Below are 21505 nucleotides of genomic sequence, written 5' to 3' on the forward strand. Positions count from 1 at the left end.
AGGTCCGCGCCAAGCGTCATCGCCTCACGGCTTTGCAGCCGGGCCAAGGCCTGTCCGCGCTTGACGGCATCGCCCTCGCGCACCAGCACATCGAGCGCGATGCCGCCCAGCGGCGTGACCACGACCGACGACCCTTCCAGCGGAAGCTTGACCGTGGCGGGCAGCTGCTCCAGCGGAACGCGCTCGACGCGCGTGACGCGCGCCGTCGGTATGGCGACCACCGGCTCGGCCGCCGGTGCGGCCGTGGCCATCAGGGACGCCAGCCCCAGGCCGGCAAACCAACGACGCATGCAAATCTCCCGTAGCAAGGCTGCGGCGAGTATCGGAAGCGCCAGCTTTGAAGCCGCTTAAGAAGACGAAGGCATTGGCCGCGGCAGCACGTCGCAGCTCATTGCGGCGCGCCGCCTGATCACAACCATCAACGGAAGCGGTTGCGCTTGCCGGGGAGCATGCGCAGCAAGGTATCGTCGCGTTGCACGAAGTGATGGAACAGCGCGGCAGCCACGTGTGCGATGGCCAGCCACATCAGCACGTTGCCGGCGGTCTCGTGGATGCCCTCGATCGCGTGGGCCAGGTCGGGGTTGGGCGTGGCCAGTACGGGCAAGGGCAAGCCGAGCAGGGTCCATGGCTTGCCGGCCACAAACATCATCGACACGCCGAGCAGCGGCACCGCGAAGGCAAGCAGGTACAGCGCCAGGTGCACGAGCCTGGCGAGCAAGGCCTGCCAATGCGCCGGCTCGGGCGTGATCGGCGGGGCGGCTTCGCACAGGCGCACCAGCAGGCGGGGCACCATCAACAGCAGCACGGCGATGCCGAACTGCATGTGGCCCCACTTCACGGCCGTGCGCGCGGTCGAGCCCCGCGGAAACCAGCCCTTGATCTCGATCAGTACCAGGGCGAACACGATGAACCACGCGATCGCCCAATGAAGACGACGCATCCAGGGCGCGTAACGGACAGCAGACATGAAGACCTCTCTCGATGGCAACGGCGCCAGGCCATCGGGGCATGTACCCGACGCCCGGCCGCAGGCCAGCTTCGCGCGCGAAGCTTTGGTTCTGCTTAACCCCTGGGGTCAGATCAAATGGCTGCGACGATGCAGTCGCCTCGGCAAGCTACGCCACGATCGAATCGATATCCGGCAACGGCCCCAGCGTGACCCACAGCACACCGCCCCGCAGCTCGAAACGCAGTTCGGTGGAAAGTACGCCGGCCAGCGTGCCGGCCAGCGCCAGCCCGAGCCCGCCGTGACGCGTGGCCTCGCGGGCGGGCGATTTGCGCCAGAAACGCTGACCGAGGTGAGGCAGGTCTTCGCCGGTGAGTTCGGGCGCGGCATTGCCGATACGCAGCCGCCATTGCCCCTGCGACTTCGCCAGGGTCACCTCGATGCGGGCGTCGGTTGGCGCGTACTCGCGCGCGTTGAGCATGAGGTTGTCGACGATGCGTTCCAGCAGGGCCGGATCCGATTGCACCCAGGCCTCCGCCGGCAAGGCCGCGTCGACCCGGGCGTCCGTCCCCATGGCCCGGCGCAGCAAGGGCACCAGGTCCATCGGCTCCAGCTCCGGCTGGGCCAGGCCCGACTCGTAACTGGACACCGCCAGCAGGCTGTCGATGCAGCGCTGCATGCGGTCGATCGCGGCGCGGGCGTTGTCCAGCGATGACGTGCGGCCCGGATCGCGCTGCGCCACTTCCAGCGCCGCGCGCATTTCCGCCAGGGGCGTGCGCAGTTCATGGGCCACGTCGCGCGAAAAACGGCGCTCCCGCTCCATGCCCGCGTGCAGGCGATCGAAGGCACCGTTGAGCGCCTCCGCGAATGGGGTCAGTTCGCGCGGCAACTGCTTCTTCGAAAGGCGCGGGGTTTCATCCGGCGCACGCGCCGCCTGGCCAAACGCGAGCAAGGGACGCAGTCCGCGCCGCACGGTGATGATGGCGAGCAGCGCGGCCGACAGCGCCGTGGCCAGCACGCCCACCAGCAGCGCGACATGCACGCTGCGCTCGAAGCGGTCGACGTGCTCGCGCTCCTCGGCCACCACCAGCGTGGCCGGCTCGCTGGCGCCGGGAAACAGCAGTCGCAAAGCCACGGCGCGGCCGCGATGGTCGTCGGGCAAGGCCAGGTCATAGAAGCGTGGCTGGTTGGCTTTCACGCCCGACGGCAACTCGAGCCGTCCCGCCGCATTGCTGCCGGACACGACCAGGGTGCGGCCCTGGGCATCCCAGACCTGCAGGAATTCCGTATGGCCACCGCCGGCGTAAGCGGGATGCAGCGTCTGCAGGCGCGCCATCGCCACGTCGATGGGCGGCGTTTCCAGCAGCGCCGAGATGCCGCGTGCGCGTTGCAGCAGGTCATCGTCCAGGCGCTGGTAGATCTTGCGGTCGATGCTGAAATCGAGCGACACGAACATCAGCGCCATCAGCAGGCTCAGGCCCACGCAGAGCGTGAGCAGCAGGCGCCCGTGAATGGAGCGGAGCAACCAGTTACGCCACGACATAGCCGAATCCACGCCGCGTCTCGATCAGCTCGGGCAGGCCGGCGCGCGCGAGCTTGGCGCGCAGCGTGCTCACCAGCACCTCGATCACCTTGTCGGACGCTTCGCTGCGCGCGTCGTACAGGCGCTCGAACAACTCGCCGCGCGCCAGCACGGTGCCGCGCTGGCCCAACAAGGCCTCCAGCAGCGCGTATTCCTTGGGGGTCAAGGCCAGCACCTCGCCATCGACCCGCGCCAGGCGAGCCCTCGGGTCCACCTCCAGGGCGCCGAGGCGAAGCAACGGCAACTGCGCCTGCCCGCGCCGGGAAATGGCCAGCACGCGCGCCAGCAGTTCGTCGTAGGCGAAGGGCTTCACCAGGTAGTCGTCGGCGCCGAGATTGAGCGCCTGCACGCGGTCGGCCACCTGGTCGCGCGCGGACAGCACCAGCACGCCGGGGCTGCCCTCGGCCTGGCGGATGCGCTGCAGCACCGACCAGCCATCCACCTTGGGCAGCATCAGGTCGAGCACCACGACGTCATAGGCGTAGGCGGCCACGAAGGCGAGCGCCTGCGCGCCGTCGACGGCGAGGTCCACCGCGTGCCCGTCGCGGCCCAGCGCGATGCGCAGGTCCGGCCCCAGCGTGGGCGAGTCCTCGACGATCAGCAGCCGCATGGAAACAGTCGCCGGGGTGGCATGGCGCCGGGGGAGGCACTCGGTACGCAGGCGTCCGGCGGGACGCAACGTTGTAACACCTGTCGCGCAGTCATCGGGCGATCATAGGGCATGTCGGGAAATCGGCCTTCAGCCGCTATCATGCGGACGACGCTCGGGACGTTTTCTGCGGGGGATATCGGTGGGGCGCAGGCCATGGCGATACAAGCGAGATGCCGTCCTGGGCCGCGCGCCCGCAAGCGGCAAGCGCCTCGTGCATGCCTGCCGCTGCCGCCGGGGAGCGCTCCGCTGATCCGGTTCCTGCACTGCTGCTGCCTCCTCCTGCTGCTTGCCGGCCTGTCCTTCGGCGTGCGTGCGGCCGAGGATCCGTGGTCGCCGTTCGACATGCCGTGGTTCGACCGCGTGGGCGTCAGCGACGGCCTGCCCCACTCGTTGACGACGTCGCTCGCACAGGACCAGCGCGGACTGGTGTGGATCGGCACGCAGAGCGGCCTGGTGCGCTACGACGGCTATCGCATGCAGGTGTTCACGGCCACCGGTGGCCCCAAGGCGGATCTTCCGGACACCTACGTGCGCGCCCTGCTCGCCCTGCCGGACGGCGGCATGCTGATCGCCACGAACTCGGGCGGACTGAGCCGGTTCGATCCGCTGCGCAACGCGTTCCACGCCTACCCCGTCGGCAAGGGCGGCACGACGTCGCGCAAGATCTATGCGCTGGCCCGCGACGGCAACGACGGCGTGTGGATCGCGGGCGAGCACGGGTTGGACCACCTCGACCTGCGCACCAACCAGATCGCTGCCGTGCCGACCGCCGCGAATACGTCGCCGCGCAGCTTCAGCGTGCTGCAGGATCGCGACGGCAACCTCTGGCTCGGCAACAACAACGGCCTGTTCGTGAGGCGTCGCGGCACGCACGCGTTCGAGCGCGCGCCACGACCCGCGGGCAACGCCGCGGTGGAGGCCGTGCTCAACGATGGCATCTGGGCGCTGGAAGAAGACCACGCCGGACGCCTGTGGGTCGGCAGCACGCAGGCCGGCGCGGTCTATCGCGACGCCGACGAGCACTGGCATGCCGTCCAGGGCTTCAGCGGCATCCAGCAGAACCGCGAACGACGCGCCACGGTGCGCGACTTCGTCGAGGCGGGCCCGGACACGATCTGGCTGGCCACCGACGGCAGTGGCGTGCTCGCCTACACGCCCAGCGACGGCACGCTGCGGGCGATCACCCACGACACGGCGATGCCCTCCTCGTTGCCCGGCGATGCCGTGCGCGCGCTCATGCGCGATCGATCGGGAAACATCTGGGCGGCCACCGACCTTGGCGTCGCGCACAGCAACGCGGGCGCACGCAAGGCCTTCACCCTGCTGCCGTCGACCCACGACGAACGCGCGCTCGCCAGCTCCAACGTGCGCACCATCTTCGTCGATTCGCGGCGGCGCGTCTGGCTCGGCATGAACGCGGGCAACATCGACGTCATCGACCTCGATCACGGCGTCATCCGTCATCTCCACCTGGGCGGCGACCAGACACGACGCGACGTGCAGGCCTTCACCGAAGCCCCCGATGGCGCGATCTGGGTCGGCACGCAGGGGCTGGCGCGGATCGATCCGGCCACGCTGGCCGTGCAGAACTCGGTCGTGCCCGCCCTGGAAGCCTCGCCGGTGCTGCACCTGATGCCCGACGGCGACCGCCTGCTGGTCGCCACCTACGATGGCATCTACCGCTACGACCTGCGCACGCGCGCCCTGACCCATGTCGGCAACGATCCCAACGACCCGCGCAGCCTCGCCAGCGACACGGTGCGACTGATCGCGCGCGTCGGCAACCAGATCTGGTACGTCACGGGCCGCGGCATCAGCATCGCCGCGAACGGCTCGCAGGATCGCAATTTCGAGAACCTGCTGAACCGCCCGAACGATCCGTCCAGCCTGCCCAACAACTTGGCCAGTTCGATCACCACCGACCCGCAGGGCAACCGCTGGATCGGCACCTACGGCGGCCTGGCGATGCTGGAGCCGCACACGGCGGGCGAACCCTATCGGTTCAAGCGGTTCGACACGAGCGACGGCCTGACCAGCGACAACATCAACGCCGCGCTGTCCGACGACCTGGGCAACCTCTGGGTGAGCCTGCCGAACGGCATCTCGATGATCGACGGCAATACCCATGCCGTGCACAACCTCGGCGCGCGCGACGGCCTGCACGTCGCCAGCTATGTCTATGGCGCCGCGGCGCGCGCACCCGACGGCGAGCTGCTGTTCGGCGGACTCGGCGGACTCACCGTGCTGCGCCCCGCCTGGCAGCCGCCCGACGCCTCGGACGCGCCCCTGGCCGTCACCCAGGCGGCAATCAACGGCAACCCCGTGCCGTTCGGCCGGCTGCCGCGCCCCGGCGAATCGATGCACCTCGGCGCGCACAACCGCAGCCTGCGCGTGGACTTTGCCCTGCTCGATTTCCAGGCGCCGGCAGACACCAGCTACAGCTATCGCCTGGACGGCCTGGACGAGGATTGGGTCACCATCCCGCGCGGCAGCCAGCCCACGGCGATGTACACCAATCTCCCGCATGGCGACTACGTGCTGCGCCTGCGCGCGCAGACGCAGGGCATGCAGCCCCGCGTGATCGAAAGCTCGCTGGCCGTGACCGTCGAACCGCGCTGGTACGAAACCGTCGCGGCACTGGTGGGCTTTGGCGTGCTGCTGCTCGCGTTGCTTTACCTGGTGACGCAGCTGCGCACGCTGTACCTGCGCCGCCAGGCGCGGCAGTTGCAGCAGCAGGTGGACCTGCGCACGCAGGACCTGTTGATCGCCAACCAGCGGCTGGACGAGCTGGCCAGCACCGACTCCCTGACCGGTGCGTTGAACCGGCGGCGCTTCTTCGAACTGGCCGAGGAAGTGAGAAAGGCGTCGCGCGAGGGCGAGGCCTGCATCGCGTTGCTCGACCTCGATGGCTTCAAGGCCATCAACGACACACACGGCCATCTCGTGGGCGACGCCGTGATCCACCACGTGGCCCACGCGATGCGCATGCAGTGCCGCGGCGTCGACCTGGTCGGACGCTATGGCGGCGAAGAGCTGGTGATCTGCCTGCCCAACACCGGCCTGACGCAGGGCATGGTCATCGCCGAATGCATCCGCGGCAGCATCGCCGGCGCCCCATTCGAGCACGAGGGCGAGGCCATTGTCGTCACCATCAGCATAGGCGTGGCGGCCTACCGCGAGCGCGAATCGCTCTCGCAATGGCTGTCGCGTGCGGACAGTGCGCTCTACCAGGCGAAGCACGACGGGCGCAATCGCTCCAGGGCCGCGGAGTAAAGCTTTTGCGCGCTCAGCCTTCGCGCATCATGCGATGGCGGTAGATCGTGTAGCCCAGCCCCACCGCGCCGGTAAGCGCGGCGGGCACCAGCAACACGCGCTCCTGCAACACCGCGAAACCCAGCGCACCCGCCATGGCGCCGGCGATGAAGTGCCCCGCCACCAGCAGACAGACCTGGATGCGCAACCGGCCCACCTCCAGCCCGCGCAGGCGCTGGCCCACGTAGATGCCAAGGTCGGTGAAGATGCCCGACAGATGCGTGGTGCGGAACGTGGCGCCGCTGTAGGTGCTGACCATGGCGTTCTGCAGCCCGCAGGCCATTGAAGCCAGGTAGAGGCCCAGGTCGCTGGCGCCGTGGATCAACGGCGTCGCCACGAACAGCAATGCCGATTCGATCACCAGCACGACGCCGTAGCGCCTTCCCAGCTGCAGCGTGCGTTGCTGCACGATGAAGCCGCTCAGCACCGCGCCCAGCAGGAACGCGCCGATGGTGAAGCCCCAGTGCAGGATCTCGCCCGCATCCAGGTTCGCCATGGCGATGCCCAGCTCGGTGCTGGTGCCTGTCAGGTGGGTGATCGGCTGGTGCCGGAAGCACAGGTAGCCGACGGTATTGATGCTGCCGGCGATGAACGCCAGCAAGCCGCCGCCGATCCAGGCCCAACGAGGCAGCTGGCGCAGCACGGCGCGATCAGTTCTTGATCGGCTGGGTCTGGATGACCGGCAGGTCGCCGATCACGTCCGCGCCCGGCGGCGGCGTGAAGTTGAAGGTGGATGCGGGAACATCGACGTTGCGCTGCCAGCCGGAGAAGCGGATGTCCGTGGTCGCGCCGAGCTGGTCGCGAAACACCATGCGTGACAGGCCGTTCGCGTCGAAGCCGAGGTCGGCGTAGTCGAACTGCGGATCCTTCGCCTTCGAGGTGAGGCGCAGCCAGCTCAGGCCGTCATGCTCGCCCTGCTCCACCGCGTTGAAGTCCTTGTCCATCTGCTTCACGTCGGTGAGCACGGTCAGCGGGCTGTGCGATTCCTCGGCGCTCTGCACGCGCACCGTCACCTGCTCCAGGTCCGGGTCGTACAGCCACACGCGGCTGCCGTCGGCGACGATGGTCTGCTTCGACGGCGCCAGCGTCTCCCAGCGGAACTGCCGCGGCGCCTGCAGCGCGAGCGTGCCCGAACTGGGCTTGCCCGGGTGGCCGTTGGCGTCGGTCATGGTCTGGGAAAACCTGCCGGTCAGCGAATGCAGGCCGTTGGCGAAGGCATCGAGCCTGGTGCGGGCGGGGCCGGCGGCGTGGGCGAGGCTGCCGAGGGAGAGCGCGAAGGCGGCGGCAACGAGCAAAAGCGAGCGTTTCATGGGTGCCCTGAAAAGGAGGCTGATGGGCGAATTTTGACGTGTGCAAGCTTAATGGCAAATCGCCCGAATCTTTGGGGCCGTCGTTCCGGCGCAGGCCGGAGGACCTTTTCAACGGCAAAGCCGGTCATCCGGTTGCCGCGAGACAGGCTTGTCGCGAAAGGCGGCAACACGGTCTTTTGGCGAAAACCTGGCAACATCGCTACTGGATTCCGGCCTGCGCCGGAATGACGATCAAGAGCGATGGCGTCTTACCCTCGTCAATGCTTCGGCGGCGGAGGCGCCAGCACTTCGCGGTTGCCGTTGTGCTGCGGCGCGCTCACCACGCCATCCTGCTCCATCTGCTCGATCAGGCGGGCGGCGCGGTTGTAGCCGATGCGCAGGTGGCGCTGCACGCCGGAGATCGAGGCGCGGCGCGTCTCGGTGACGATGCGCACGGCCTTGTCGTACAGCTGCGCGTCGGCGTCGCCGCCTTCCTCGCCGTCCTGCGGCAGGCCGGAGTCGTTGATGAACTTGCCGTCCGCGGTGGCCTGCACTTCTTCCAGCACGCCTTCGATGTACTGCGGCGAGCCCTGCGCCTTCAGCCAGTTCACCACGTTGTGCACCTCGTGGTCGTCCACGAAGGCGCCGTGCACGCGGTCCGGCGTGGCCGTGCCCGGCGGCAGGTAGAGCATGTCGCCATGGCCCAGCAGCGTCTCGGCGCCACTCTGGTCAAGAATCGTGCGCGAGTCGATCTTGCTCGACACCTGGAACGCGATGCGGGTGGGGATGTTGGCCTTGATCAGGCCGGTGATCACATCCACCGACGGGCGCTGCGTGGCCAGGATCAGGTGCACGCCGGCCGCGCGCGCCTTCTGCGCGAGGCGGGCGATCAGCTCTTCGACCTTCTTGCCGACGATCATCATCATGTCGGCGAACTCGTCGATGATGATCACGATGTGATACAGCGGTTCCAGCGGCTCGGCCGCCAGGTTCGGCATCTCGGGGTTCGGGCGGAACAGCGGGTCCAGCAGCGGCTGGCCGGCGTTCTCGGCCTCCTTCACCTTCTTGTTGAAGCCGGCCAGGTTGCGCACGCCCACGGCGGCCATCAGCTTGTAGCGGCGTTCCATTTCGGCCACGCACCAGCGCAGCGCGTTGGCCGCTTCCTTCATGTCCGTCACGACCGGCGCGAGCAGGTGCGGGATGCCTTCGTAGACCGAAAGCTCCAGCATCTTCGGGTCGATCATGATCATGCGCACGTCTTTCGGGCTGCTCTTGTAGAGCAGGCTCAGCACCATGGCGTTGACCGCCACGGACTTGCCCGAACCGGTGGTGCCGGCCACCAGCAGATGCGGCATCTTCGCCAGGTCGGCCACCGACGGGCGACCGGCGATGTCCTTGCCCAGCGCGAGCGCCAGCGGCGACTTCATCTGGTCGTACTTCTCCGAACGCAGGATCTCGGAGAGATAGACGATCTGCTTCTTGGCGTTGGGAATCTCCAGGCCGATCACGTTCTTGCCGGGGATCACGTCGACCACGCGCACGCTGACCACGGAGAGGCCGCGCGCGATGTCCTTGTCGAGGCTGGACACCTGCGAACCGCGCACGCCGGCGGCGGGCTCCAGCTCGAAGCGCGTGATGACCGGGCCGGGATAGACGCCGACCACCTTGGCCTCGATACGGAAATCCTTGAGCTTGAGCTCGACCTGGCGCGACAGCACCTCGAGCGTTTCCTCGGAGTAACCCGGACCCTGCGGCGGCGCCTCGTCCAGCAGCGACAGCGGCGGCAGTTCGCCCGGCACCGAGGCGCCGGTGAACAAGGGAATCTGCGTCTCCAGCCTGGCGCGCTCGCTCTTCACCACCGGCGGCGGCGGCGTCTCGATGCGCACGGGCTCGCGCCTGGCCTGCTTCACGGCCTCGGTCTTCTTGACCACTTCGCGCTCGGCGCGCGCCTGGCGCGCGGCCAGTACTTCCGGCGCTTCGCGCAGCTTGCCGCCGAACCAGCCGGCGAGCTTGAGCACGCCCTGCCCGGTCAGGTCCATCACCTTGAACCACGAGAGTCCCGTGGCCAGCGTCACCGCCACCAGGAACAGCGCGAGCAGCAGCAGCGGCGCGCCCTTGTCGCCCAGCGCGCTCAGCAGGCCGCGGCCCACCCACATGCCGATGATGCCGCCCACGCCCTGGGGCAACACCGGCTCGTCGTTGAAATTGAGATAGAGCAGCGCCGGCAAGGTGATGAAGAAGAACACCGAACCGATCAGGCGCAGCGAGGGCTCCCACGGCTGCACTGTGCGCTCGCCGCGATGGCGCAGCACCTGCACGCCCATGAGCAGCAGCAGCAGCGGGAAACAGTAGGAAACCAGGCCGAAGATGTAGCGGAGCACGTTGGCGATATTGGCGCCGATGGAGCCGCCGAAGTTGCGGGCGTGCTCGACGGTGCCGACGTGGCCCCAACTCGGATCCTGGTCGTTGTAGCTGAACAGGCAGACCAGCAGGTACAGCGCCAGCGGCAGCAACAGCAGCGCACCGGCCTCGCGCAGGCGGCGCTTCAGCTCGTCGCTGAGCCCCTCGCGCTGCTTCTTTTCCTTTTTGACGTTCGCGCTACGCGCCACCGTGGTCCTTTTCCCAATGGTCTGTCATGAGACCGGCCGCCATTGGAGGCGGCCGGCCTGTGTTGCATCCGCCGAAGCGGCAGGCAAGACCTTAGATCATGCCCTTGAGCGCCGGATGAACCAGCTCGCCGTTTTCGATGTTGATGCCCCCGCGCAGCGGTTCGAACTGGCGCCATTCGTTGCCGGCGGCCAGACGCTGCACGTACGGCAGGATAGCGGCAGAAATCGCCACCGACGAGGTCTGCGGGACGGCACCCGGCATATTCGTGACGCAGAAGTGGGTCACGCCGTGCACGTCGTAGGTCGGCTCCTTCCAGGTGGTCGGACGCGAGGTCTCGAAGCAGCCGCCCTGGTCGATGGAGATGTCCACCAGCACGCTGCCCTTTTCCATGGTCTTGACCATGGCTTCGGTGACCACGCGCGGCGCCTTGGCGCTCGGGATCAGCACGGCGCCGACCACGAGGTCGGCCGTGGCGACTTCCTCGGCCACCGAGGACTCGTAGGCATACAGCGCGGTGACGTTCGGGCCCATCGCCATCATCTCGGCGAGGCGGTCATGGCGCTTGTCGAACACCACCACGTTGGCGCCGGCAGCGGCGGCCAGCGCGGCGGCGTTGCCACCGGCGGCGCCGGCGCCCAGCACCACGACCTTGCCGCGCGGCGTGGAGGCCATGCCGCCCAGCAGCTTGCCCTTGCCGCCCTGCGGACGATGCAGCAGCGTGGTGCCGATCTGGGTGGCGATGCGGCCGGCGATCACCGACATCGGCAGCAGCAGCGGCAGGCCGCCGTTCTCTTCCACCGATTCGAACGCCACGCCGGTCAGGCCGATCTCGAGCAGGCGCTTGGTCAGCTCCGGCTCGGCCGCCAGGTGCAGGTAGCAGAACAGCAGGTGGTGCTTCTTGAGCAGGGCGAGGTCGCCGGCCACCGGCTCCTTCACCTTCACGATCAGCTCGCCAGCCTCGTACAGGGCGGCGGCGTCCGGCACGATCTTCACGCCGACCTTGGCGTAGGCCTCGTCCGAGAAGCCGCTCTTGTCGCCGGCGCCGGACTGGATGAAGACTTCATGGCCACGGCGCACCAGGTCGGCGGCGGCGGCGGGAATAAGGGCGACACGACCCTCGAGGGTCTTGGTTTCGGACGGAATACCGATACGCATGGGGAGTGGATCCTGTGGGAAAGCTTCTGAGTGGCAACGACGCCTCGCCGGAACCGGCGCGGCAAACCTGCGCGGCAGCCTTGAATCGGCCCTGCGTCTTCCCCATCCTTGCGGGTTCGGACGCCTCGTTCCCGCACCTGACATACGGCCTGAAGAAACCGTTGCAGGGGATGGAACGAAAGACTGTTCAAGTCGCCAGCAAACCCGAAGGATTATAACCATGACGGGCAGGTCGTTTTCACATTCCCGCTACGCTGCGAAAGCAGACCACCTTTGCGCACTTGCAGCAAAGTCAAGGGGATAGGCCTCGCCTCGATGAAAACCAGCTTCGGCGCCTCCCTGTCGGGGCGCGCCGAAACACCATTCGCTGGAGCATGGTCGCCGCCGCGACCGGCAGCGGATTCCACCCATCCACGAACACCACCGCCGTTGGCGGATAGAAGGAACGCATGAACACAGCCACCAAGCACAGCCGCCTGCTGATCCTGGGCAGCGGTCCCGCCGGTTACACCGCCGCCGTCTATGCAGCGCGCGCCAACCTCAAGCCGACCATGATCACCGGCCTGCAGCAGGGTGGCCAGCTGATGACGACGACCGAGGTGGACAACTGGCCGGGTGATGTCGAGGGGCTGCAGGGACCGGCGCTGATGCAGCGCATGGCGGAGCATGCCGAGCGCTTCAAGACGGAAATGGTGTTCGACCACATCCACACGGTCGACCTCAAGCAGCGCCCGTTCCGCCTGAAGGGCGACTCCGGCGAATACACCTGCGACGCCCTGATCGTCGCCACCGGCGCCACCGCCAAGTACCTGGGCATTGCCAGCGAGGAACACTTCAAGGGCCGCGGCGTGTCCGCCTGCGCCACCTGCGACGGCTTCTTCTTCCGCGAGCAGGAAGTGGCGGTGATCGGCGGCGGCAATACCGCGGTCGAGGAGGCGCTGTACCTGTCCAACATCGCCAGCAAGGTCTATCTCGTGCACCGCCGCGACAAGCTGCGCGCCGAGAAGATCATGCAGGACAAGCTGTTCGAGAAGGCCGCGGCCGGCAAGATCGAGCTGGTGTGGAACCACACCGTCGACGAGGTGCTGGGCGACAACTCCGGCGTCACCGGCGTGCGCGTGAAGGACGTCAATTCCGATGCGACGCGCGATATTCCGGTGACCGGTTTCTTCGTGGCGATCGGCCACACGCCGAACACCGGCATCTTCGACGGCCAGCTCGACATGCACGACGGCTACATCAAGATCCGCAGCGGCCTCGCCGGCATGGCCACCATGACCTCGGTGCCGGGCGTGTTCGCCGCCGGCGACGTGGCCGACCACGTGTACCGCCAGGCCGTGACGTCGGCCGGCTTCGGCTGCATGGCCGCGCTGGACGCCGAGCGCTGGCTGGATCAGCAGGGTCCGGCGAGCTGAACGTCCGTCCGGCGCATTCGCCTGGAATCGACCGATGATCGCGCCGGCCTTTGACCGTCATTCCGGCGCAGGCCGGAATCCAGTGGTGACAACGCTCGTTTTTCGCGGGAAAGCAAAGCCCGCCGTCTTGCGCGAGGACCGTACGCCGCGGCTACTGGATTCCGGCCTGCGCCGGAATGACGGCATGGCGATGCGCCAGGTTTGAAGCACGTGATCGAAGCCCGCTTCCACGACAGCATCGACAGCATCCCCGCCGCCGCGTGGGATGCGCTGCGTCCTGACGACAACCCCTTCGTCTCGCACGCCTTCCTTTCCCTGCTCGAACGCAGCGGGTGCATCCGCGACGACTGGGGATGGCGCGCCCATCACCTGGGCCTCCACGAAAACGGCATGCTGATCGCCGCGGCGCCGCTCTATCTCAAGGGCAATTCGCACGGCGAGTTCGTGTTCGACTGGAGCTGGGCCAGCGCGTGGGAGCGTGCCGGCGGCGATTACTATCCCAAGCTGCTCAACGCCGTGCCCTACTCGCCCGTGCCAGGCCCCCGCCTGCTGGCGGGAAACGACGCCCATACGCAGGCACGGCAGGCCCTGCTCGCCCGCGCCATGAAGGGGCTCGCCGGGCAACTGGGCCTTTCATCCGTACACGCGAACTTCCTTCATGACGATGAGCTGGCCGCTTTCGATGGCGAATGGCTTGCCCGCTCGGATGTGCAGTTCCACTGGCGCAACCATGGGCACTCCGACTTTGGCGACTTCCTTGCCGCGCTCAACCACAAGAAGCGGAAGAACATCCGCCAGGAACGCGCCCATGTCGCGCGCAGCGGGCTCGCGATCGAGATGCGGGCCGGCAGCACGCTGACGACCGGCGAGTGGCGGCGCATCCACGCGCTGTATGAAGCCACCTTCGACGCGAAGGGCAATCATGCCGCGCTTACCCGCGCGTTCTTCGCGGCGCTTGGCGAAACGCTGGGCGATGCCGTGCAGGTGGCAGTGGCGCGCATGGGAGGCGAGATCGTGGCGATGGCGCTTTTCCTGCAAAGCCGCGACACGTTGTACGGGCGCTACTGGGGCGCCACGGTGGATGTGCCCGGCCTGCATTTCGAGCTGTGCTACTACCAGGGCATCGAGCACGCCATACGGCATGGGCTGCAGCGCTTCGAGCCGGGCGCGCAGGGCGAGCACAAGCTCGCGCGCGGCTTTCTGCCGGTACGCACGCATTCGCGCCACTACCTGCTGAACGAGCGTTTCCGCGATGCCGTGCGCCAGGCGTTGACGCACGAGGCCGAGGCCATCGACGACTACGCACGGGAGCTGCAACAGCACAGCCCCTATGCGCATGCGCCGCAGCCGGGGATGCCCTAGCCGATGGAGATGCCCGCGACCTTGCCGGCGGCATCCAGCTCCACGCCGAAGGGAAGACTGTTGCCGGGGCCGAACTCGATCCGGTAGTCGTTCCACACCCGGTTCTTTTCCTTGTCCTGGCGCTGCCCCTTGTAGATGAACGATGACGGCTCGCCATACGGCGACAGCTGCCTGGCCATGCGCTCGGAAAGACCGGCGCCCATCTTCACCTTGAGCCGTTCGTCGAACATGGAGAGGTCGTCGCCCTTGCCCTGCAGCCGGGTGAAGGCCTTGCGCGCCGCGTTCGTCGTGGCGGCGTTTTCCCCGGCAACGGGTTTGCGCGCGATCGCGGCGATGTCCGGGTACAAGGCCTCGAACGTGGCGGTCACCAGCATCTGCCCCGGCTCCGGATTGTCACCCGCATTGGTGAACGCGATGATCTGGATGCCCTGCTTCGGGAAATACTGGTTCGAGGTGGTGAAGCCGAACGAGCCACCGGTATGACCGATGCGCGGCTGTTCGTCGAGCGTATCGACGAACAGGCCCAGGCCGTAGTCGGTGCTGCCCGCCGCCGGCGTTGTCATCAACGCGTAGTCCGCGGGGCGAACGATCTTTCCGCCCTGCAGCGCCACGTTCCAGCGCTCCAGGTCAGCCACGGTCGATACCAGGTTGCCGGCGGCCCAGCCGACGGTCGAATGGATGGTCGGTGCGGCTTCGAGCTCTCCGTCCGTGTGCCGATAGCCCTTCGCCATGCCCGGCACGCGCGCCTCGTCGGCGACGGTCGTCGTGTGTTCCATGCCGGCGGCCGCCAGCAGATGGGTCTTTACGTAGTGCCCGTACGTCTCATGCGACACCACTTCGATCACCCGGCCCAAGAGGACATAGCCGCTGTTGGAATAGGACCAGCGGCTGCCGGGTGGAAAATCCAGCGGCCGATCCTTGATGCGCGCCATGATCTGTTCGAACGTCGCCGGCTTGACGGCCCACGCTTCCACATCGGGCCCATCCAGGTATTCCGGCATGCCGCTGGTGTGGGACAGCAGTTGCTTCAGCGTGACTTCTTTGGCGTGCGGCGCATCCGGAAGATACGTCGCCAGCGTGGCGTTGACATCGAGCTTGCCGGCCTCCTGCAACTGCACGATCGCGGCAGCCGTGAACTGCTTGGTGATGGAGCCTATTTCGTAGGGTGTCGTCGCAGTTGCAGGCGTCTTGCGCTCGCGATCGCCCAGGCCGTAGGCATGGACATAAACGGCCGCGCCGTTCCGGTATACGGCAAGGGTGGCCCCCGGCGTACCCGTGCGCTGGAGTACCTGCCGTGCATCGGCATCGATGCGGCTGGCCAGCGCAGGGTCGATCGCAGGCCCGGACGCCATGGCCACCGGCGCGAGCCATGCCATCCAGCACAAGTGAACGGAACGCATGCCATCTCCATGGGGCGCAAAGATGGGGCATGCTAACCACATCCCCGTGCCGGTAGCATGTACCACCGCTCCCGGCCTGCCTTACCGATTATCCAGGCGCCATGATTCGACTGCCCCTGCTCGATACGGCCAAGCCGGAGCATTTTCCCGATCCGCGCAAGGCGCTGGACGAGCCCAATGGCCTGCTCGCCTTCGGCGGCGACCTCACGCCGCGCCGCCTGCTGGCGGCCTACGCGCAAGGCATCTTTCCGTGGTTCAACGAAGACGAGCCGCTGCTGTGGTGGTCGCCGGATCCGCGCTGTGTTTTCCATACCGCGGCCCTGAAGCCCAACCGCAGCCTGCGCCGGCGCCTCGCGCAGGTGTCGTGGCGCATGACCGTGGACCACGCCTTCGGCGAGGTCGTGAAGGCCTGTGCCGCTCCGCGCCCGGGACAGAGCGGCACCTGGATCGTGCCGGCCATGGTTGATGCCTATACCCGCCTTCACATGCTCGGGCATGCGCATAGCGTGGAGGTGTGGGAGCAGGATCGACTGGTTGGCGGCATCTACGGCATCGCGGTCGGGCGCCTTTTTTGCGGCGAATCGATGTTCAGCCGCGAGAGCGGCGGCTCGCGCGTTGCGCTGACGGCGCTGGCCCAGTTGCTGCGCGGCTGGGATTTCCCGTGGATCGACGCCCAGGTCACCAATGCCCACCTGCTGCAGCTGGGCGCGGTGGAATACCCGCGCCCGCAGTTCCTGCGCACCGTCAGCCAGCTGGCCCACCTGCCCGGGCAACCGGGCTCGTGGAAGGAATTCACGCCGCTGGCCCAGATCGCTCCGTCAGGCAGCCGCTGACGCCCGGCGCGCCTGCGCGGCCCGATAGGAGCCAAGGATGTCGCCGCGCTCCGGCACCGTGCCCGTCGCCAGTGCATGCAACCACTCTTCCGTGCCCAGTACGGCGGCAAAGCGCGAGTGTTCGACCACGCTGAACACGCGGTGGATTTCCTCGGCGCTCGCATGGCCGGCGCGGTTGGCATACGAAACCGCCCCCGACGCGTCGTGCACGAACTCCACCGCCAGGCCGCGATCGAACGCATGCTTGATGGTGGTGTCGTTGCAGTTGTGGGTCATGTAGCCCACTACGGTCACGGTGTCGATACCGCGCGCTTCCAGCCAGGCACCCAGGCCCGTATCGCTGAACGCGCTGGGCAGCGGCTTGTTGAACAGCGCGTCGCGATGGCGCCTGGCGACTTCGTCGTGCAACTGCCAGCCGTGGCTGCCGACGGCGAAAGCCGGCGCGCCGGCAGGTGAATCCTGCTGGATCACGACCACCGGCACGCCGGTGGCGGTGGCCGCGTCCATGATCTTCGCGATGTTGGCGAGCGAGCCCGATGACGGCGGGTATTCGATCTGCAGGTTACCGATGAAGTACTCGTTCTGCACGTCGACAACGATCAGCGCGCGGCGGGGGGAAACAGCCATGGCACGGCTCCTTGCGTGTGTTTGGATGGGCGGCATGGTGCGCCGCCGGGCACTTGCACGCGAGTGGCCTGAAGGACAATCATCGATGAGATCGGGCCACCAGGGTTTTTCGCCATGCGCCGCATCCGCATCGCCGTCGTCGCCTTCGAAGGCATCCTCCCGTTCCATCTCTCGGTGCCTTGCGCGGTGTTCCAGTCGTCGACGCCGGAAGGCGCGTCGCCGTTCCGGCTGCGCGTGTGCTCGGCGGAAGGCCGGCGCATCACCAGCGCAGCCGGTTTCTCGATAGTCACGGACTACGGGCTGGAAGAACTCGCCCACGCCGACATCGTGATCGTGCCCTCCTGGCGCGATCCGGACGAAGTACCGCCGGCGGCCCTGCTGCAGCAGTTGCGCAAGCTTGCCGCGCGCGGCAAGCGCATCGTCGGCCTCTGCCTGGGCGCCTACGTGCTGGCCCATGCCGGACTGCTCGATGGAAAGAGAGCGACGACGCATTGGCGCTGGGCGGCCGACCTGGCCGAACGTTTCGCCGAGGTGGACGTGGACGCCGACGTGCTCTACGTCGACGAAGGCAACATCGTCACCTCGGCCGGCGCGGCGGCCGGCATCGACTGCTGCCTGCACCTCGTGCGCCAGATGCTCGGCGCGCAAATGGCCAGCGGCATTGCGAGGCGCATGGTCGTGCCGCCTTTCCGTCGCGGCGGGCAGGCGCAGTTCATCGAGCAACCGGTGCCCGACGCGCCGACGGACCGTCGCATGGCGCGCCTGCTCGAACAGGTGCAACGCCACCTTGACCAGGACCACGGCCTCGACGCCATCGCGGAAAAGGCGGCGATGAGCCGCCGCAGCTTCACCCGCCATTTCCGCCAGCTGACCGGCAGCAGCTTCGGCGACTGGTTGCTCTCGCAGCGGCTGGGCGAGGCGCAGCGCCTGCTGGAGACCACGCAATGGCCGCTGGAGCGCATCGCGATGGCGATCGGACTCGGTTCGCCGGTCACGTTGCGCCAACACTTCCAGCGCGCCTACCGCACCTCACCCACGCAGTACCGGCGCACGTTCTGCGCGGCGCAGGCGTAAGCGTCCGCCGCCGGCTAGTTCGCGGCTTGCCTCCGGCAGAACGCCGCGGTCGCCTCGTCGTCGGGAAAACAGCATTCGATGCGCAGCTCGTCCACGGTCACGTCGCGTGGCGTGCCGAAGGTGGTGAAGGTGGAGAAGAAGCGCAGTTCCACGCCATCGCGACGGAACACCGTGGTGAGCAACGGCGATGGCGTCGTGCCCGGCTCGCGCGTGCGCCATCGCGCGGGCACGCCGGGATAGGACAAGGCCTCGTCCAGCAGGGCGCGCGACACGCCATCGGAAGGCGCCGAGGCGACGTCGCCGTGCAGGTGGCGAACGAGGTCGCCCGCCACTTCCTCCCAGTTCACCACGGCGGCGCGCAGGCCTTCGGGGTCGAAGAAATGCCGGATCATGTTGCCGTGCTGCCGCCCGTCGCGCAGCAGGAACCCGGTGACCCTCCGTGCCGCCTCGTTCGCCATGAGGATGTCCCAATGGCGGTTGAGCACGAAGGCGGGGTACGGCTCCTGCTGGCCGATGATGAACTCGGTGGCGCGGCGCACCTGCGCGAGCGCCGGCGTGGTCAACGCGGTCTCGGGATAGCTCGGCGCATAGCCCGCCGCCATCAGCAGGACGTTGCGCTCGCGCAGCGGCATCTCCAGCGCATCAGCCAGGCGCATCACCATGTCCTGGCTTGCCTGCGACTTGCCGGTCTCCACGCAACTGAGGTGGCGTGTCGATACGTCGGCAGCCAGGGCAAGATCCAGCTGGCTCATGCGCCGGGCAGCCCGCCATTCACGCAGCAGGACGCCCGCGCGCGACGTGGGTGCGGGAGGTGGCGGGGACAATGGAAGTCGGGCGGCCATGGCCCATCTTAGACGTCCCATCGATGCGACGCCCATGACCTTCGAGGTCAAGTCGCCATGACCTGTCGCGTTATTGCCCGCAGGAGCGGCGGGATCAACCATTTGCCCACCTTCCGAACCAAGGCATGGACATGCATCGCCGGACCTTCCTGCAGACCATGGGCATCGCGCTGGCCGCCGGCGCCACCGGCCTGGCGAACCGCGAGACGCTGGCCGCCGGATCGACGCCCGCAGCCACGCTGGATGCCGCCACCTACCGCCGCGAGCGCCGGTACGCCCACCTGCCCTGTGGCGATGTCGCGTATCTCGATCGCGGACACGGCCCGGCAACGCTGTTCCTGCATGGCTTCCCGCTCAACAGCTTCCAGTGGCGCGGCGTGATCGCCCGACTCTCGGGCGAACGGCGCTGCATCGCGCCCGACTGGCTGGGGCTCGGCTATACGCAGGTGGCGCCAGGCCAGGCTGTCACGCCGGCGGCGCAGGTGGACATGCTGATCGCGCTGCTCGACTCGCTGCGCATCGAAACGGTGGATGTGGCGGCCAACGACAGCGGTAGCGCCATCGCGCAATTGCTGGTGACGCGGCATCCCCGGCGCGTGCGCACGCTGCTGCTCACCAATGGCGACGTGGAAAACGACAGCCCGCCGGCGGCGTTGCAGCCGGTCATCGAGATGTCACGCAAGGGCCAGTTCGTCGACCAGTGGCTGGCTGCATGGCTGGCCGACAAGCGCCTCGCACGCTCGCCGCAGGGCATCGGCGGCATGTGCTACCAGTTTCCCGAGCACCCCACCGACGAAGCGATCGATTACTACCTGTCGCCACTCTGCCAGCCGAGCCAGAAGCCATGGGTGCATGCCTATGCGCTGGGCCTGACGCCCAACCCGCTCGCGGGCATCGAGCCCTTGCTGAAGCAAAGCCGCGTGCCCACGCGCATCCTGTGGGGCACGGGCGATGACATTTTCTCCCAGGCAAGCCCGGACTACCTGCAGCATGTGCTGGGCAATCCGCGCGGCGTCCGGCGCATTCCCGGCGCCAAGCTGTTCTTTCCCGAGGAGTACCCGGACCTGGTCGTGGGAGAACTGCGCAGGCTGTGGACGTCCTGATAGTTCAGGCCAGCACGAAGCCCCACGACTTCAGCAGCTCGTGCACGCCGTTGATGGCGAATTGCACGCCGATGCACACCAGCAGAAAACCCATCAGGCGCGCCAACGCATCGATGCCGGTTTCGCCCAGCCATTTCATGATGCTGGTCGCGCCGCGCAGGCAGAGCCAGAAGATCAGCGCAAACAGCAGCGCCGTGGTGATCGCCACGGCATGCATCAGCGGCGTGAACAAGACGCCTTTCTCCGACGCGGACGCGGAGGCGCTGATGATGAAGGCAATCGTGCCCGGCCCCGTGGTACACGGCATGGTGAGCGGAATGAAGGCGATGTCGGGCAGCTTGGCCGTCGACTCGTGCGAGGCCATTTCCGCCTGCGCGTCGTCCTCGGCCATGCGCGCCGGCGGAAACAGCATGCCGAAACCGATATAGCTGACGATCAGTCCACCGGCGACGCGCAGGCCGGGAATCGAAATGCCGAAACCGCTGATGACCGCGTTGCCGGCATAGAAACACACCAGCAGCACGATGAGCGAATAGAGCGTGGCTCGATTGATCTGGCGGTTGCGCTCGGCCGCGGGATAGCGCCCGGTGAGGGCAAGCAGCACGGTGGCGCTGGTCAGGGGGTTGGCGATGGGCAGCAAGCCCAGGAGGCCAAACGCGACGTAATCGAGGAAGGCGGGCATGGGCTTGGCTCCTTGCGGCACACATGGAGCCTAACCACTCCGCATGGCGGTTTGAAGCGGCTCAGCCCTCGAATCGATGCGGAACGAAGCAACTGGTGTTGCGGGTAATGAGCCCATCGTCCTCGCGCAAGCCCATGCCGACCGCGGTATCGCCCACCACCCATGAACCCACCAGGGCATGCCGCCCCGCATAGGACGGCAGCGGCGAGAACGCCTGGTAGATGCATCGTTCGCTGGTCGCGCTTTCCGCTTCGCCCTGCTGCAGCACGACCACGCCGGCACCTTCCCTGCCCCAGCACGGCTTGCGCACGACCGGGCCTTCCAGCTCGCCGCGCCGCCGGCTGGCGGGCAACAGGTTCGGGTGCCCCGGGAAGAACTCCCACAACAGCGGCAACACCGCCTTGTTGGACAACACCATCTTCCACGCCGGCTCGATCCAGCGAAGCCGGGACCCTTGCAGATGCATCGCGAACGGTTCGGCCAGCATCCATTCCCAGGGATAGAGCTTGAACAGCCGGTCGATCGGCCGGTTGTCCATGTCGATGAAATCACGCCCCGACCAGCCGACCTGCTCGATGTCCAATGCCGTCGCGCGGTGCCCCGCCTGCAGGCAGGTATCGA

19 protein-coding genes and 1 pseudogene are annotated in these 21505 nt (G+C 67.6%); 7 read left to right on the plus strand and 13 right to left on the minus strand.

The window, feature by feature from the left end:
* The 4 genes and pseudogenes from JMF82_RS18820 to JMF82_RS18835 form a co-directional block, all read right to left on the minus strand.
* A pseudogene (locus tag JMF82_RS18820) lies at window positions 1-290 on the minus strand (biotin/lipoyl-binding protein); the annotation flags it as partial.
* Between the two features lie 128 nt (window positions 291-418).
* Entirely contained in the window at window positions 419-967 is a 549-nt protein-coding gene (locus JMF82_RS18825) for a cytochrome b (protein WP_201316066.1), read from the minus strand.
* A gap of 148 nt (window positions 968-1115) precedes the next feature.
* Window positions 1116-2489 carry a histidine kinase dimerization/phospho-acceptor domain-containing protein gene (locus JMF82_RS18830; RefSeq protein ID WP_201316067.1) on the minus strand — a complete coding sequence of 458 codons (1374 nt, stop codon included), beginning with the start codon at window positions 2487-2489 and terminating at the stop codon, window positions 1116-1118.
* A complete protein-coding gene (locus tag JMF82_RS18835) occupies window positions 2476-3138 on the minus strand; it encodes a response regulator transcription factor (RefSeq protein WP_201316068.1) in 663 nt (220 codons plus the stop codon). The genes JMF82_RS18830 and JMF82_RS18835 overlap by 14 nt, the downstream gene beginning before the upstream one ends.
* A 348-nt stretch (window positions 3139-3486) precedes the next feature.
* Between JMF82_RS18835 and JMF82_RS18840 the strand changes: the two genes are divergently transcribed.
* A complete protein-coding gene (locus tag JMF82_RS18840; RefSeq protein WP_236585567.1) occupies window positions 3487-6453 on the plus strand; it encodes a ligand-binding sensor domain-containing diguanylate cyclase in 2967 nt (988 codons plus the stop codon).
* 13 nt (window positions 6454-6466) lie between these two features.
* Here JMF82_RS18840 and JMF82_RS18845 read toward each other — a convergent pair whose 3' ends face one another.
* From JMF82_RS18845 to ald, 4 genes are all read right to left on the minus strand, one after another.
* Entirely contained in the window at window positions 6467-7135 is a 669-nt protein-coding gene (locus JMF82_RS18845) for a YoaK family protein (protein WP_201316070.1), read from the minus strand.
* Window positions 7136-7142: 7 nt separating this feature from the next.
* On the minus strand, window positions 7143-7802 hold the full coding sequence (lolA, locus tag JMF82_RS18850; protein ID WP_201316071.1) for an outer membrane lipoprotein chaperone LolA: 660 nt from the start codon (window positions 7800-7802) through the stop codon (window positions 7143-7145).
* 257 nt (window positions 7803-8059) lie between these two features.
* Window positions 8060-10390 (minus strand): DNA translocase FtsK, encoded by a 2331-nt coding sequence (locus JMF82_RS18855; RefSeq protein WP_201316072.1) that lies wholly within the window; start codon window positions 10388-10390, stop codon window positions 8060-8062.
* Between the two features lie 91 nt (window positions 10391-10481).
* A complete protein-coding gene (gene ald, locus JMF82_RS18860; RefSeq protein ID WP_201316073.1) occupies window positions 10482-11546 on the minus strand; it encodes an alanine dehydrogenase in 1065 nt (354 codons plus the stop codon).
* A gap of 449 nt (window positions 11547-11995) precedes the next feature.
* Here ald and trxB point away from each other — a divergent pair, with 449 nt between their 5' ends.
* Genes trxB through JMF82_RS18875 form a run of 3 tightly spaced genes read left to right on the plus strand, consistent with a single transcriptional unit; the run spans window position 11996 to window position 14323 of the window.
* Window positions 11996-12961, plus strand: a complete 966-nt coding sequence (trxB, locus tag JMF82_RS18865) for a thioredoxin-disulfide reductase (RefSeq protein WP_201316074.1) — start codon at window positions 11996-11998, stop codon at window positions 12959-12961.
* 34 nt (window positions 12962-12995) lie between these two features.
* Window positions 12996-13166, plus strand: coding sequence for a hypothetical protein (locus JMF82_RS18870; RefSeq protein ID WP_201316075.1), 171 nt, complete (start codon window positions 12996-12998; stop codon window positions 13164-13166).
* 5 nt (window positions 13167-13171) lie between these two features.
* Window positions 13172-14323 (plus strand): GNAT family N-acetyltransferase, encoded by a 1152-nt coding sequence (locus tag JMF82_RS18875; RefSeq protein WP_201316076.1) that lies wholly within the window; start codon window positions 13172-13174, stop codon window positions 14321-14323.
* Here the strand turns inward: JMF82_RS18875 and JMF82_RS18880 are convergent.
* Window positions 14320-15723, minus strand: coding sequence for a serine hydrolase domain-containing protein (locus JMF82_RS18880; RefSeq protein WP_201316077.1), 1404 nt, complete (start codon window positions 15721-15723; stop codon window positions 14320-14322). The genes JMF82_RS18875 and JMF82_RS18880 overlap by 4 nt on opposite strands.
* Before the next feature lie 101 nt (window positions 15724-15824).
* On the opposite strand from JMF82_RS18880, the gene aat reads away from it, so the two are divergent.
* Complete coding sequence (gene aat / locus JMF82_RS18885; protein WP_201316078.1) at window positions 15825-16556, plus strand: leucyl/phenylalanyl-tRNA--protein transferase; 732 nt, start codon at window positions 15825-15827, stop codon at window positions 16554-16556.
* Here the strand turns inward: aat and JMF82_RS18890 are convergent.
* Window positions 16542-17183 carry a cysteine hydrolase family protein gene (locus JMF82_RS18890; RefSeq protein WP_201316079.1) on the minus strand — a complete coding sequence of 214 codons (642 nt, stop codon included), beginning with the start codon at window positions 17181-17183 and terminating at the stop codon, window positions 16542-16544. The genes aat and JMF82_RS18890 overlap by 15 nt on opposite strands.
* Window positions 17184-17297: 114 nt before the next feature.
* Here JMF82_RS18890 and JMF82_RS18895 point away from each other — a divergent pair, with 114 nt between their 5' ends.
* The gene (locus tag JMF82_RS18895) at window positions 17298-18257 is read left to right on the plus strand and encodes a DJ-1/PfpI family protein (protein WP_201316080.1); all 960 of its coding nucleotides are present in this window, start codon (window positions 17298-17300) and stop codon (window positions 18255-18257) included.
* Between the two features lie 14 nt (window positions 18258-18271).
* Here JMF82_RS18895 and JMF82_RS18900 read toward each other — a convergent pair whose 3' ends face one another.
* Window positions 18272-19099 carry a helix-turn-helix transcriptional regulator gene (locus JMF82_RS18900; protein ID WP_201316081.1) on the minus strand — a complete coding sequence of 276 codons (828 nt, stop codon included), beginning with the start codon at window positions 19097-19099 and terminating at the stop codon, window positions 18272-18274.
* 131 nt (window positions 19100-19230) lie between these two features.
* On the opposite strand from JMF82_RS18900, the gene JMF82_RS18905 reads away from it, so the two are divergent.
* Window positions 19231-20202, plus strand: a complete 972-nt coding sequence (locus JMF82_RS18905; RefSeq protein ID WP_201316082.1) for an alpha/beta hydrolase — start codon at window positions 19231-19233, stop codon at window positions 20200-20202.
* A 4-nt stretch (window positions 20203-20206) separates the two neighbouring features.
* Here the strand turns inward: JMF82_RS18905 and JMF82_RS18910 are convergent, their stop codons facing one another.
* Together JMF82_RS18910 and JMF82_RS18915 are read right to left on the minus strand one after the other, a co-directional pair.
* On the minus strand, window positions 20207-20884 hold the full coding sequence (locus JMF82_RS18910) for a MarC family NAAT transporter (RefSeq protein ID WP_201316083.1): 678 nt from the start codon (window positions 20882-20884) through the stop codon (window positions 20207-20209).
* 61 nt (window positions 20885-20945) lie between these two features.
* Window positions 20946-21505: glutathionylspermidine synthase family protein (locus JMF82_RS18915; RefSeq protein WP_201316084.1), on the minus strand; the 560-nt coding region annotated here is incomplete at its 5' end.

It is taken from the genome of Dyella sp. EPa41 (assembly GCF_016586165.1).
Lineage (GTDB): Bacteria > Pseudomonadota > Gammaproteobacteria > Xanthomonadales > Rhodanobacteraceae > Dyella.

Coding starts and splice junctions, on each gene's coding strand:
- JMF82_RS18825 (WP_201316066.1), bottom strand. CDS start 967: ATGTCTGCTGTCCGTTACGCGCCCTGGATGCGTCGTCTTCATTGGGCG.
- JMF82_RS18830 (WP_201316067.1), bottom strand. CDS start 2,489: ATGTCGTGGCGTAACTGGTTGCTCCGCTCCATTCACGGGCGCCTGCTG.
- JMF82_RS18835 (WP_201316068.1), bottom strand. CDS start 3,138: ATGCGGCTGCTGATCGTCGAGGACTCGCCCACGCTGGGGCCGGACCTG.
- lolA (WP_201316071.1), bottom strand. CDS start 7,802: ATGAAACGCTCGCTTTTGCTCGTTGCCGCCGCCTTCGCGCTCTCCCTC.
- ald (WP_201316073.1), bottom strand. CDS start 11,546: ATGCGTATCGGTATTCCGTCCGAAACCAAGACCCTCGAGGGTCGTGTC.
- trxB (WP_201316074.1), top strand. CDS start 11,996: ATGAACACAGCCACCAAGCACAGCCGCCTGCTGATCCTGGGCAGCGGT.
- JMF82_RS18870 (WP_201316075.1), top strand. CDS start 12,996: ATGATCGCGCCGGCCTTTGACCGTCATTCCGGCGCAGGCCGGAATCCA.
- JMF82_RS18880 (WP_201316077.1), bottom strand. CDS start 15,723: ATGCGTTCCGTTCACTTGTGCTGGATGGCATGGCTCGCGCCGGTGGCC.
- aat (WP_201316078.1), top strand. CDS start 15,825: ATGATTCGACTGCCCCTGCTCGATACGGCCAAGCCGGAGCATTTTCCC.
- JMF82_RS18890 (WP_201316079.1), bottom strand. CDS start 17,183: ATGGCTGTTTCCCCCCGCCGCGCGCTGATCGTTGTCGACGTGCAGAAC.
- JMF82_RS18895 (WP_201316080.1), top strand. CDS start 17,298: ATGCGCCGCATCCGCATCGCCGTCGTCGCCTTCGAAGGCATCCTCCCG.
- JMF82_RS18900 (WP_201316081.1), bottom strand. CDS start 19,099: ATGGCCGCCCGACTTCCATTGTCCCCGCCACCTCCCGCACCCACGTCG.
- JMF82_RS18905 (WP_201316082.1), top strand. CDS start 19,231: ATGCATCGCCGGACCTTCCTGCAGACCATGGGCATCGCGCTGGCCGCC.
- JMF82_RS18910 (WP_201316083.1), bottom strand. CDS start 20,884: ATGCCCGCCTTCCTCGATTACGTCGCGTTTGGCCTCCTGGGCTTGCTG.